Here is a 13781-nt window from a genome sequence, read left to right on the forward strand (position 1 = left end):
CGTGTGGTGCGCTGTTCAATACGCTTTTCATGCGTGCCCTGAACCAGACGATGCACATAAACCCCCGGCAGGTGGATGCAATCCGGATCGAGCGAGCCGGTCGGGACGATCTCCTCGACCTCCATGATGCAGATCTTGCCGCACATCGCCGCCGGCGGGTTGAAATTGCGCGCGGTCTTGCGGAACACGGCATTGCCGGTCTCGTCGGCTTTCCACGCCTTCACGATGGAAATATCGGCGAAAATGCCCTCTTCGAGGATATAGGTCTCGCCGCCAAAGTCCTTGTGCTCTTTGCCTTCGGCGATCACCGTGCCCACACCCGTCTTGGTGTAAAACCCCGGGATGCCCGCCCCGCCGGCGCGCATGCGTTCGGCCAAAGTGCCCTGCGGATTGAACTCCAATTCCAGCTCGCCCGAGAGGTATTGGCGCATGAATTCAGCGTTTTCGCCCACGTAAGACGACATCATTTTCCGGATCTGGCGGGTCTCCAGCAGCTTGCCGAGCCCGAACCCGTCGACGCCCGCATTGTTCGAAGCCACGGTCAGATCCTTGACGCCGCTCTCGACGATGGCGTCGATCAAAAGCTCGGGAATGCCACACAGCCCGAACCCGCCCGCAGCGATCAGCATGCCGTCCGTCAAAAGCCCGTCAAGGGCGTCGGGGGCACTTGCATATGTCTTGTTCACTCTTCTCTCCCTTTTGAAGTCAGTCTTTGTGCCGCCTTTGGGCCGCACCGGGGAACCCGGCCATGCGGCGCCGGTTCGACACCGTGCGGCGCGACACGCGCAGGCCCGCCTCCGCCAGACGGGTGGCGAGTTCCTGATCGGTCAGCGGCTTGTCCGGGCGTTCCGCCGCGATCAACCCGGCGATGCGGGCCGAGATCGCTTCGGCGGGAACATGCGAGCCGTCCCGGTGCCCTGCCCCGCCGCGGGCGAAAAAGGCGCGCAGAGGCATCATGCCCCGCGGCGTCTGGATCAAGAGCCCGTTGCGCACCCGGTTGATCGTCGTTTCATGCACCCCGAGGTTTGCGGCCACATCCGCACAGTTCAGGGGTTTGAGATACGCGGGCCCCTGTTCGAGGGCCTCGTACTGGACGCCGAGCACATGGGCTGCGACATCCAGCACGAGGCTGTTGCGACGCGACACCGTCCGCTCCAGCCAGCGGGCCTCTTTCAGCGCCGCGCGATGTTCGGCTCCCGCAACCGGGGTCACTGCGATGCGCGGCGCGCTGGCGGCGTTCAGTTCGACATGCCATTGTCCCAACTCATCGCGTTCGGCGATCAGATCCGGCGCCCGGCGCAGCTCCGGCGCGTCGTCGAAATGCGCCCCCGGTTTGGGATCGAGCCGCCGCAACCGTGTCACCAGCGCAGCCAATTCTTCGGCATCAACCTCGCAGCGGGCGAGCAGCGCGGCGGTGTCGCCCTTGGCCAGAAGCGGCAGGGCGTCAAGCAGGCGCGCCATCGGCGGCGTCAGATCGCCCGCCTCTTCGAGTTGCAAGCGCAGGCAGTCCGAGAGAGAGCGGGCAAACAGGCCCGCGGGTTCGACCTCATGCAGACGGGTGAGCACCGCCTCGGCCTCTGCTGCCGGACACCCGGCCTGTCGCGCAATGTCTTCGAGCGGCGCACCGAGCCAGCCGCTGGGTTCCAGATGCTCCAGAAAGACCATCGCGATCTCCCGCGCCCGCGTCTCGCGAAAGATCAGGCCGATTTGCCGGGCTACATGCGCATGTAAGCCGTCGGCATGCGCCCGCAGCGTCTCGATCTCATCGCCGCTGCCGAGAAACGCCGGGCGCCACGGGCCGGGCACGCTCCGGCGCTCCGCCCCGGCAGGCTCGGGGGCGGCGCTGTCCGCATCGCCCTGTGGCAGGGTGAGCGTCAGACAGGGGTTCTCCGCCGCCTCTTCGATCAGCAGCCCGGCCAGTTCGGCATGATCCATCTGCAACAGCCCGATGGCGCGCTGCATCACCTGTGTCAGGCGCTGAGACGTGCTCTGGTGCAGATGAAGCCCGGTCATTTTGCGGCTCCTTTGCGGTGGCCCGGCTGCGGCTCAGCCATGACGCCCGCCCTCGCGCAGGAAACGCGGCTGGATGAGGAAGGCCTCCGAGGTCAGGCCCTCCTGCGGGGTGAAGGGCGCGCGTTCCAACAGCCAGTTGCGGGTGGGCAGACCCGGCGTCGCAGCGGAGCGACGCAGCGCTTCGCGATCTCCGGGCAGATGGGCCAGACGATCGCGAATGGTGGCTTCGTCCTGTTCGCTGAGGTTTTCACCGATGATCACCAAACGCCCGATGCCATCGGCCAGCGGACCGCTGGAGGGCCAGGCGCCGAGCTTGACCGGCGCAAAGGCGACATCCTCAACACATTGCAGCGCCATCGGCACATCGAGCCCCGGCAGCGCCACGAGACCTTTCACCCGGAGCAGCTTTCCGGCGTATTTCGACAGGATTTCGCCCAGAACCACCGAAAGACCGCGCCATCTCGGTGCCGTGTCGAAGCGGACGACAAAACTGCGCACCTGACCGGAGTGCAACCCTGTCGGGGCATGCCCCTGCCCATGGCTCAGCCCGAAGCCCTGTGACGGCAGAGGCGCGTGCCCCCCGCCCGCCAGCGGGGCAGTCTTGTCGGGCGTCAACGCCGGTCCCAGCCAGTCATCGAGGCTCAGCGGCGCATCTTCCGCGGCATAGAGACCGCTGGAAAACAAATCCGCCGGGGCACAGGCCCCGTGGTCGAGGACCACATGCGGTGCCGTCGGGTTCAACGCGTTCAGCGTCCGGATCATGGCATCCTGTTCGACCCGTCCGGCCAAATCGCATTTCGACAGCAACAGACGGTCGGCCATGGCAATCTGCGCCGTGGCTTCGCGGTGCCGGACAATCTGATCGCGGATGCGGGTGGCATCGACCACGGTCAGCACCCCGTCGCAGCGAAAACGGGCCGAGACCTGACGGTCCTCCATCAACGCCCGGACCACCGGGCTGGGATCGGCCAGTCCCGTGGTCTCGATCACCACACGCTGCACGGGAGCGATCTCGCGCCGGGCCATTTGCCCGTGCAGGCGCATCAGAGCCGCGATCAGATCGCCCTGCACGGTACAGCACAGACAGCCGCTGTCGAGAATCACCAAGGCATCATCGATTCGCTCCACGAGGTGGTGATCTATGCCGATATCGCCCAATTCGTTGATGAACACCGCCACATCGGCCATATCCGACCGGGTCACCAGCCGGTTCAGCATCGTGGTTTTTCCCGCGCCCAGAAACCCGGTCAGGATCGTGACCGGGATGCGCCCGCCCGCCCCCTGCGCGAGGGCGCGTGCGAGGGGATGTGTGACCGTTTCCGTCTTCGTTTTCATCATGTCCTCCCTGTTCCTGCCCAAGGAGAAGCAGGTTTCTTACCGTGCCTTCCCTTGCCTCCTCACTCAAGGCGTTAGCGCAAGGCGGCGTGGCAGATCTTCCGCGTGCCCGACCGCCGGGCGTTCGAAATCCGGACACCCGGCGGTCGGGCACGCGTCGCCCCGGCAGAGCGGGACAAGCCGCCACGCGGCCCCTCCGACCGGCGCTTTCCGCAACGGGATCTGCCCTTGCAGATCACACCGCAATCGCCCCGGCCGCCATGCCGTCACAGTTTCGAAACCGCCAGGTTTTTGGGCAAACTGTTTGGCCTGCCGGAAAATGATGCTAGGCTTCCGGCCTGATCATGTCGTGCCCACCAAACGGGCAGCGATCGCGGCCACGGTTCCGGGGAGGGAACCGCCGTGACGGTGCGGAGCAGAAACCGCCGACAGAATATGGGAGGAGATACCGAATGCCTGTCACGGCTTTGCGGCAAAGATTTTCGCAACCCGAAAACGAGCGTCAGGTTCAGTCCACATGGGAAAAGTTCCTGTCCGGACAAGACTGCGGCTCGGATGCCGTGCGACGGCTCATCGACGATTCCTGGAGGCGCTGCCATGGCGCGGTCGACCCCGGGCGCGGCAGTGCTCCGCCCCCGGCACAAGGCGATGCGCTTTACGATCTTCTGACCGACAGCGAGGATCTTGTGCGGGCCAGCAGCAAGGTCATCGCCTCCGCGCGGGACTTCCTGTTCGAAACCGGCACGGTGATGGTGCTGACGGATGCGTCCGGCATGGTGCTCAGCGTCGAAGGGGATAGCAACCTGCGCGATGGCCGCGAGGCGATCAATCTGATGCCCGGCGCGAACTGGAGCGAAGACACCTGCGGCACCAATGCCATCGGCACGGCGATTGAAATCGGACAACCGATCCAGATCCATTCCTATGAACACTATTGCTCCGGCATCCAGAACTGGTCCTGCTCTGCCAGCGTGATCCGCGACCCGGTGAGCGGCGGCATTGTCGGGGCTCTGGACATTTCCGGGCTGAGTGGAAGCTACAGCCGTCACAGCCTGTCCCTGGCGATCACCGCAGCAGGACGGATTGAAAACCGGCTGGCCCAGCGGGAAATGGATCTGCGTTACCGGTTGCTCGATCACTGTCTCGACCGGATGCAGCAGGCCGACCGGGACGGGATCATCCTGTTCGACCGCTCCGGCGTTCCGATCAAGACCAACGAACGCGCTGCGGCGGTGATGACGGAATGGGCCAAGAGCCGGGCCGCGAGCGACCCCGTGCTGCGGGATGTCACGATGCCCTGGCGCAATGGCCGGATTTCACCGGAGAACCTGCCGCACTGGGTGGATCGTGACTGGATCAAGCCGATCGAGATCGACGGCGAGCGGCTGGGCTCGGTGCTGGTGCTGCCGGATCGCTCGGCGGTGGTGCGGCGCACGCCCAAACGGGAGACCGCCCCGATCGGCGAGACGGGCACGGCAAATGCCTTTGCCCGGTTAAGCGGGTCGGCCCCGGCCTATCGCGACGCCCTGCAGCGGGCCTCCCTTCTGGCCAAAAGCCCGGCACCGGTTCTGCTGCTCGGCGAAACCGGGGTCGGCAAGGATGCCTTTGCCCAGGCGCTGCACGAAAGCGGACCGCAGGCCAGAGGGCCGTTCGTGGCGGTCAACTGCGGCGGCTTCTCGCGCGAGCTTCTCACGAGCGAATTGTTCGGCTATGCCGAAGGCGCCTTTACCGGCGCGCGGCGCGGCGGCATGAAGGGCAAAATCGAAGCGGCCGACGGCGGCACGCTGTTCCTCGACGAAATCGGTGAGATGCCGCTCGATCTGCAACCGCATCTGTTGCGGGTTCTGGAAAGCGGCGAAGTCTACCGGCTTGGCGAAAACACCCCGCGCAAGGTCAAGCTGCGCCTGCTCTCGGCCACCAACCGCGACCTGAAATCGGACGCCGCCGAAGGCCGGTTCCGCATGGATCTGTTCTACCGGATTGCCGTCACATCGCTGCGCCTGCCCGCGCTCCGCGAACGTCTGACGGATCTGCCGGACCTGTCGGAACATCTCCTGAGCCAGATCGCGAAACGGTACGAGACGACGCCCCCTGGCATTGCCCCGGCCCTCTATGAGCACTTCGCCGACTATGACTGGCCGGGCAATATTCGCGAGCTGCGCAATGTGCTCGAAGGCATGTTCCTCGAAAGCGGTGGCGGCGACTTAACCCCCGATCATCTGCCGTTCGACTGGTCGGTCCCGGCGCGAGGCCCTGCCTCCGAAGCGGAGGGGCTGACCCCGCTGCAACAGGCCGAACGCAAAGCCATCGTCGCCGCCATCGAGCGCCACCGCGGAAATCTGACCTCGGTGGCCCGCGAACTCGGCATCGCCAAGAGCACATTGTATATCCGTCTGGACAAGCTGGACCTGAAGGACACGCTGGAGCGGTTGCGGCCCTGACTGCGCCCCTCCCTGTCCCGCCCCAGCGGTCTCCAAAAACGCAAAACGGCCCCCCGGATTTCCGGGGGGCCGTTGCCGTCAGGACGTGCCGTTACGATTCAGGGCGATCAGACCGACACCCCCTGCAGCCGTGCAACCGCGTCGAGCACGGCCTCCGGCGGATGGTCCACGGGCACCTGCGCATAGAGGAATTGCACAGATGTCGTCTTGGGCAGGTCCATCCCGCCGAACAGGGCCGCACTCACATCGCGGCCTTGCACCTTGTCGTCCGTTCCGATCACCGCATCGAACGGCGCGTCCTGACCGGCGGCAACGCCACGTCCGACCACGGCCCAACGGTAATGTCTGGCCGCATTGAACAATGGCGTATAAGCGGACACCTCTCCGGGTGCCTCGCCCTCTTCGAGCAACAGCCCGCCCACCGGGCGTTGCGCAACGCAGCGCATGAAATCGGCGATATACATGGCCGCGTCTTCGGTCGTATCCGCATCCACCTCGGGCGCACGGCCCACAAGTTCCTGCGCCTCGGCCAGCCAGGCCCCCGGCGCGGGCATGGCGAGCACCAGAGGGGTCTGGCCCTGAAGATGCGCGCCGACCGCCTCGACCACCTCGTCGAGCAGCGCGCGCGGCCCCGCCTCTTCGAGCATCCGGCGCAGCGGATAGGTCGCGCGTGTCTTCGATGCCATCTCGGCGACGAGGCCCGGGTGACGTGCCATCCACGACCGGAACAGATCGCCAACATTCACCACCGCCACATCCGAGCGCAACAATCCCCGAGCCTGAGTGAAGAAGGACAGGTATTTCGCCGCCCCTTCCGCCCAGGGATCGCCCTCCCGACCCAGCAGAAGTCGCCGGGCATAGCCCGACGACTCCAGCCAGACCCGCAGCGCCTTCGTGCCCGTTGCATCGGGCAGATCATCTGCGAGATATTGGCTCATTGCAGTTCACCTCCGTCGATCCCCGCATTGGCCAGACGGGCTTCGAGCTCGGCGATACGCACGTCTTTCGGATGCGGCATGTAATTGGGCTTCGGCGTATCGGCCCTGCGCGTCACATCCGGCGCGCCCATGTAGAGCGTGTCGATATCGTCCCCCCAGCAGCCGAAGTATTTCAGATGCGAAGGCGGTTTGGGTTGGGTCCAGTCTTTGACGAATTCGGCATAGGGCATCGAGCGGGCGATCCGCGCCTGACGTTCCTCTTCCCGGGCGGCCTCGGTGGCCTCGAAGTCGATCGCCAGCGTCGCCGGATCGAACACCACCTTGTAGAGCCGCGCCGCGACTTCCGCCGAGATCAGCCCCTCTTCGATGTCCTTCACGACACCGACCGGATCGCGTTCCAGCAGGTCGCCATAACCGGCGCCCGCGCCCTGGCTGATCATGAACAGCTCACCGCGCTTCGAGATTTCAAAGCCCATGCCCATATGGTGCGTGGTGTAGCTCGCCTCTTCGAAAGGCCGCTCATTCATGATTTCCTCGATCGAGTGACGGAATTTCTCCGGCTCGCTCTGAAGGATCTCGTAGACATCGACATCCTTGACCTTGGACAGCGGATAGGTGCCACAGGCATAGCCGCCGAACAGGCCCTGGATCGGAGGGATCTTCGCCCCCTGAGCCGTGGTCATGAAGCCCCATTGCTCCGAGTCCTTGGTCGCCACCATCATGGTGTAGCCCTGACCGCCCCGGTACTTGCCCGGCGCGATGGCGTCCCGCGTCATCTTCTTGGACACCAGTTGCAGGAAGGGCACGTCTTCCTCGTTCACCTCCTGCTCGCCGATGTCGGCCATGGTGGCGAAGATCGGTGCCAGCGCATGTTCGCCGTCACGGTTCGAGGTCGCCCCCGCGCCCATGCCGTTCAGGTCGGCGCAGAGGTTGCCGAGCGTCTCGCCATGCTGGCTGACCCCGCCCCAGATGAAGGTGTTGATCATGTTGAAGGTGGGCGCATGCACCTTGGTGTATTTCTCCGGGCAGGAGTAAAGGAACTTCGCCACCGCATGCTGACCCGCGGTGAAGCCGGTGAAGATCGACATCAGCGATTGCGAGTTCGGCGCATCGTAGGAACAGTTCAGGATCGAATGCGGATCGGTGATCACCTCGATCGGTGCCATCGCCGCCTGACCGCGCGGCAGGTCGGGCCAGATGTAGCACAGGAAGAGCTGCGACAGCATCCCTTTGAGCCCGCCGAGAATAGTGTTGGTGGCACGGTTGGTGAATTCCGGGCTCGATCCCCGGAAATCGAAGATCAGCCGGTCGCCCTTCTTGGTCAGCTTGCAGTTCACCTTGACCACACAGTTCTCGCGCAGGGTCGAGTCCTGGATGATATAGGTCTGCACCGACATGTCCGGCCATTCCGTCAGACGACGTTTCACTTCGGTGCGCACATCCTCCATCGTCAGCCGCAGCATGGCGACCAGCGCCTCCGGGCCTTCGGTGTTCAGCGTTTCCTCGATACGCTGCTTGATGCGCAGACAGGCGAAGAGTTTGACCTTCATGTCCTCGAGTTGCAGCTTCGGCTCACGCACCGAGTTTTGCAGGAAGGTCAGCAGGTCGCGCTTGATCTGGTAGTTTTCGACCACCTTGAAGGGCGACATCTTCAGCCCCTCGTCAGACGGGCTTTCCGCCATCGACGGCATGCCGCCCGGCTCGATGGCGCCGTTTTCGCCCTCATGCACGGTCGAGGCGACCCAACACACCAGACGCCCTTCGTGGAAGATCGGCAGGATCATCGACTGGTCGGTGTTGTGCACATTGCCATAACGCGAGTCGTTGTGGATGAAACCGTCGCCGTCGCGCACGCCGACGGTCGGTTCGTTCATCCAGTTCTTGACGATGAACTTGATCGGATGGTGCACCACAGACGAGAACAGCAGCACGCCGCCCGCAGAGGCCAGCGCCAGATCCCCGCTGGCGGTATAGATGCCGGTGATCACATCGCCCCATTTCGCGCCCGGGGCGGCGCCCATCTGTTCGACCATCTCATAGCCTTCGTCGCACCCCGATTGCAGCCGGTCGCGGATACGGGCGATCATGTGATGATCGAAATTCTGACCGATGGCGAGCTCCTCGTCGGGGCTGCGCTCCATCAGGTCGTGGTTCTGCATGATCTCGGGATCGGGCCCGAGAAACAGCGTGGTGTCTTCGAGAAACTGCTTGATCAGTTTCATGTCCTCGGCCGAGGGGGCCGGGCCGGTGGTGTTCAGGTCTTTCATGGTTTTCTCCTCCTGTCGGATCATGGGCCCCGGCGCTCCACTCGCCGGGGCTGCCGTTTTCAGTGCCTGATGGCCGGGGTTTCGTTCCGCAGGAACCAAGAGGCCCCTTGTTTCGCGGTCACGAAGGTCCAGCCCGGGTTCACGAGATAGGTCGTAACCTCGGAGGCGACGATTGCCGGTCCTTCGATCTCGACCCCCGGAACCAGGTCCTTGCGCGCCCAGACCGGAGTGTCGATGGCCCCGTCCTGCCCCACGAAATGGCAGCTACGGGTGCTGGACGGGGACGGCGGCGTCTGGCGCGCGGCCTTGTCGACCGGCTTGATGTCCTCGAACTTGACCGTCTCGTGCCTGACATAGCTCGACACCCGGATGGTGTTGATCCGGATCCCGGCCTCGGGAGCCTGGCTGCCTTCGCCGAAGCGCTTGCCGTAATCGTTGGAGAACTGGGTGATCACCTGAAGCACATCGGCCGGGCTGTGAAGCTCATGGAACGGGATGACGGCGGTGGTCTGCACCAACTGGTTGCCATAGCGCATGTCCAGTTCCAGATCGAACAGGATCTGGTCATCGGGCACGCCCTGACGCCGCAGGTCCTGACGGCCGCGTTCCTTCAGCTCCGCCACGATGCCGTTGAAACGGTCGTAATCGCTGAACAGTTCGCGGGTATTGCTGTCATAGAGCACCATGTAGAGCGATTGCTCATGGATATGAAGCTGATGCATGTTGCCCGCGCCGACCGCCGAGAACACCGAGCTGAGGGGCGGCGCCAGGATCTTGTCGATGGACAGGTTCTGGGCGATGCCACAGCAATGCAGCGGGCCGTTGCCTCCATAGGCCAGCATGGTGAAATCCTTGGGATCATAACCGCGGGCCCGCAGTTCGGTGAACAGCCCGTTGGCCATGCTGTCATCGACCTTTTCGCGGATCAGCTTGGCCGCTTCGATCACATCGCAATCAAGCTCATCGCAGATCGTGTCCTCGATGACCGCCCTGGCCCGGCGCGGGTTGAGCGGAATGGAACCGCCGGCATAGTTCTCGGCATCCAGATAACCCAGCAGAAGATCGGCATCGGTGACGGTGGCCTTCATGCCGCCACGGTCGTAACAGGCAGGTCCCGGGTCGGAGCCCGCGCTTTCGGGACCGCATTTCACGGTCTTGTACATCCGGTCATAGGACGCGACCGAGCCCCCGCCCGCGCCAAGCGTTACCAGATGCACCATCGGCACCGACACCAGCCAGCGGTCGATGACCGGGTTGAAATCGTAGTGCTTGATGCCGCCCTCGACGACGATACCGATGTCATAGGAGGTGCCGCCCATGTCGGTCGCCACCACATTGCCAAGCTCGGCCTGCAGCGACAGGTGCTCCGAGGCGCCGATGCCGGAAACCGGGCCCGAGTGGATGGTCTGCAACGCGTCGGTCGAGTTGAGCTGCGCCATGCCACCGGAATTGTGGATCACCAGCATCGGCTTTTCATAGGTATGGGCGCGCAGGTTCTGTTCGAGCTGAGACAGCGCGTGATACATGGTCGAGTGCAGGTAGCCATCGACAATGGCCGAGGTGGAGCGGACATATTCGCCCTTCCGCCCGGCCACCTGATGCGACAGGATCACCGGGATCGCGCCCAGAAGATGCGAGGGGTATTCCTCAAGCAGGATCTCTTCGATGCGCTGTTCATGCACCGGGTTGACCACCGCATTCACCAGCGCGACGACGATGATCTGGGCACCACGGTCGACCAGCTCGCGCAATTGCCGACGCAGATCCGGCTCATCCAGCGCCATCACCTCCTTGCCCTGGAAATCCAGCCGCTCCCGCACGCCGCGGATCATATGGGCTTCGACCAGCGGATCGGGGCGCTGCGCATTCGGCAGATCCTGCTGTCCCAGATTGTCGAGCCCTTCGCCATAGCCCCGCGCACGGCTGAGCGGCACGGTGGCCTCATAGCCTGCGGTGACCAGCATGCCGATCTTCGGCCCCTTGTGTTCGATCAGCGCATTGGTGCCGAGCGTGGTGGCGTAGCGGACGCTGTCCACCTCGGTCAGGACCTGTTCGAGATCGACGTCCAGCTCACTACAGGCCTTGCCCAGCGCTTCGTTGAACCCCATGGCGAGGTTGTGGTGCGTCGTGAGCGCCTTGGTCTCGATATACTGATCGCCCCAGACGACGAAACAGTCGGTGAAAGTCCCACCGATATCAACGGATACACGTTTCATTCTCTCTCCCTATCGTGCCCGGGATGCCGTCCTCCTCGACGGGCCGTCCCGGCACTGTTCTCTTGAAGATGTCGGATCGTCCGCCCGGGGCCGTGCCACGGGCCGACAGGATGATCTGGCTTAGTGGCTGTGCGCCCGGCCCGGGGCCACCACGGGCCCGGCGTCCGGCAGCATCTCCGGACCGCGCGCGGCCCATTGGGCTTTCAGCGCGGGCACATCGACCTGCATGTCCCACAGCGGCGGGTGACCCGGGATCGCGTATTCCGTCTCGACCTGCGTGCCGCATTTCGGACAGCAGAATTCGAGGATGCGCACCCAGTCCGGGTCCGGCGCGAAAGTGTAGCGATACATCTTCGGGTCGATCACCGGCGGGTGGATCTCCTGCGGGTTGCGATTGTGAACCAGCAGGCCTTCCTTGTAGTTGCCCTCCGCCGGCGCGATCACATGATCGCAGACACGGCACTCCCATTTTTCCGTTTCAAGGTCGATCCGCAGATACTCAGTCATAGGAATTTTCATCGGCCTTACTCCTCCCGATCCAGAATGACATCACCGGCTTCGGAGACGGTGAAGGTCCAACCCGCAGGAATGCGGGCAGTGAAATAATCCTCTTCGAGGATCGCGGGCCCGGCGGCGAAATCGCCCGGCTGCATCGTGTTCAGGCGATAGACCGGCAAGTCGATCCGGCCCTGTTCCGGCACCAACACATTGCGCGTGCCATCGGCCTTGGCCGCGGCCTTGCGCGACACGGCGACCTGTTTGGCCTCGCCCTTGCGCAGCGATTTGACGGCGGAGAGTTCCAGTTCGACCGCATCCGCCCCGGCCATCTCCGCCGGGAAGCTTTCCGATCCGTTCAGTTCATGAACCGTCTCCCTGTCGCCGGACTGGGCCACCAGCCGCGCCGAGACCGCGTAGCTGCCTTCTTCGAAGCCTTCGGCGAACATGTCGCGGGCGGCTTTCTGCCTGAGACTGTCGAGCGTCGATTTGAGGGCTTCGCTGGTGTGTTCGGCCAGATCGACCGCATAGTTCTGCGAGACGTTGCACGAGCCGATGCCATAGGCCGAGAAGACCGCCGCCATCGCCGGAATGGCGACCCGCCTGATCCCGGCCTTGTCGGCCACGCCACAGGCATTGAGCGGACCGGCACCGCCAAAGGCCATCAGTACGGTATCTGCGGAAATCGTCGTGAACCGGTGCAATTCCGCCGCAATCTTGGTCTCGAACGCATCCGACATCGCCTGAACGGTCTGGTCGAGATCGAGCCCCAGAGGTGTGCCGACATTGGCCATCACGGCGGCTTCCGCCCGCGCTGCATCGAGCCCCATGCCGCCGCCGAAATACGACCCCGGATCGAGCAGCCCCGAGAGCAGGCTGGCATCGGTGATCGTCGCCTCCTTGCCGCCACGGCCGAAACAGGCCGGTCCCGGCAGGGCGCCGACGCTTTCCGGACCGATCGCAATCGCACCGTCCTTCGCCTTGAACACAGAACTGCCCCCGGCCCCGGCACTGGAAATCTCGCACAGCGGGAAGGACACAGAGATGCCTTCGACATGGCCGCGCCGGATCTCGGCCACTTTGCCATCGGTGCATTGACCAATGTCGGTGGTGGTGCCGCCGACATCAATTGAGACCGCATCGCGGAACCCGTACATGTTGGCAAAGCCACGCATCCCCTCCATGCCGCCGCGCGGACCAGAGGAATAGGTCTTGATCGCCACGGTCTTGGCCACCCGCGAGGCATCGCCATCGTTGCGGAAGATCAGCAGCGGATTCTTGGTGCGATAATCGCGCAGCCGGTTTTCCGCCTGAAACAGGAATGCCTCCATCGAGGTGTGCAGGAAGGCGTTGATCAGCGCCGACCAGGCCCGGCGCTCGGGCGCGCGGTCCACGGTCAGATCGGAGGCATAGAGCACCGGCACCGCACCCAGAAGGTGGCGCGGATATTTGCGCAGCACGACCTTCTTGACCTTGTCCTCATTGGCATGGAACCCGGTGCCGCCGAACGACACGACCAGACGATTGGCGCCTTTGGCGGTAAGTTCGTTGATTGTCTTGACGATTTCGACCTCGGCCTCCGGTGCATCGAGAATGGCGGCGTCGATATAGGCCACCCGGTCCCCGACCAGAGCGTCATAAACATCCGGGTCATGGGCGCGCAGCGCCTCGGCCAGGTCCGTCGCCGCCTGGTCGAGAATGAGACCCAGTTTCGGCCCTTTGCGCTCGCAAATTGCATTGGTGCCCTGTGTCGTCGAATAGCGGATCAACTCCACCTCTTCGAGCAGACGTTTGACATCTTCGGCCCCGTAAAGGGTCTCCGATGCCTTTTGCAGACCTTCGAAAAAACATTTCGACAGATCGTAGGGCGTGGTCAGAACCTTGGTCTTCTTCACGCCCTCGTCGGACATGATGCAAACATCGGTCAGCGTCCCGCCGTTATCGATATTGATCTGAAATGCCATCGTGCATTTCTCCTCCCGTTTTTGATGCCTGGGGCAAACCGGCCCCTGCGGGCGCAGAACCTGCACCCGGCGTATCGAGACGGATCGACGCTCTCCTCTGTGTCGATCCGTT

Annotated in this window: 9 protein-coding genes; 1 reads left to right on the plus strand and 8 read right to left on the minus strand. The window is 63.9% G+C overall.

Going from position 1 to position 13781, the window contains the following annotated elements; translation table 11 throughout:
• The 3 genes from NH195_RS18435 to NH195_RS18445 form a co-directional block, all read right to left on the minus strand.
• A partial coding sequence (locus NH195_RS18435; RefSeq protein ID WP_066710557.1) for a CoA transferase subunit A occupies positions 1–686 on the minus strand: 686 nt, incomplete at its 3' end.
• Positions 687–705: 19 nt separating this feature from the next.
• Positions 706–2013: an RNA polymerase factor sigma-54 gene (locus tag NH195_RS18440; protein ID WP_066710559.1), complete on the minus strand. Its 1308-nt coding sequence runs from the start codon at positions 2011–2013 to the stop codon at positions 706–708.
• Positions 2014–2046: 33 nt separating this feature from the next.
• Positions 2047–3348: a CobW family GTP-binding protein gene (locus tag NH195_RS18445; protein WP_081424029.1), complete on the minus strand. Its 1302-nt coding sequence runs from the start codon at positions 3346–3348 to the stop codon at positions 2047–2049.
• 452 nt (positions 3349–3800) lie between these two features.
• Here NH195_RS18445 and NH195_RS18450 point away from each other — a divergent pair, with 452 nt between their 5' ends.
• Entirely contained in the window at positions 3801–5789 is a 1989-nt protein-coding gene (locus NH195_RS18450) for a sigma-54-dependent Fis family transcriptional regulator (protein WP_066710561.1), read from the plus strand.
• A gap of 107 nt (positions 5790–5896) precedes the next feature.
• Here NH195_RS18450 and NH195_RS18455 read toward each other — a convergent pair whose 3' ends face one another.
• The 5 genes from NH195_RS18455 to NH195_RS18475 form a co-directional block, all read right to left on the minus strand.
• A complete protein-coding gene (locus tag NH195_RS18455; protein WP_066710564.1) occupies positions 5897–6727 on the minus strand; it encodes a hypothetical protein in 831 nt (276 codons plus the stop codon).
• Positions 6724–8994 carry a hydantoinase B/oxoprolinase family protein gene (locus NH195_RS18460; protein ID WP_066710567.1) on the minus strand — a complete coding sequence of 757 codons (2271 nt, stop codon included), beginning with the start codon at positions 8992–8994 and terminating at the stop codon, positions 6724–6726. The genes NH195_RS18455 and NH195_RS18460 overlap by 4 nt, the downstream gene beginning before the upstream one ends.
• A 59-nt stretch (positions 8995–9053) precedes the next feature.
• Positions 9054–11210 carry a hydantoinase/oxoprolinase family protein gene (locus NH195_RS18465; RefSeq protein ID WP_066710569.1) on the minus strand — a complete coding sequence of 719 codons (2157 nt, stop codon included), beginning with the start codon at positions 11208–11210 and terminating at the stop codon, positions 9054–9056.
• Between the two features lie 120 nt (positions 11211–11330).
• A complete protein-coding gene (locus NH195_RS18470; protein ID WP_202906530.1) occupies positions 11331–11729 on the minus strand; it encodes an acetone carboxylase subunit gamma in 399 nt (132 codons plus the stop codon).
• A gap of 5 nt (positions 11730–11734) precedes the next feature.
• Complete coding sequence (locus tag NH195_RS18475) at positions 11735–13669, minus strand: hydantoinase/oxoprolinase family protein (protein ID WP_066710570.1); 1935 nt, start codon at positions 13667–13669, stop codon at positions 11735–11737.
• Positions 13670–13781 lie beyond the last annotated feature (112 nt).

It is taken from the genome of Celeribacter ethanolicus (genome assembly GCF_001550095.1).
In the GTDB taxonomy this organism is placed as follows: Bacteria; Pseudomonadota; Alphaproteobacteria; order Rhodobacterales; family Rhodobacteraceae; genus Celeribacter; species Celeribacter ethanolicus.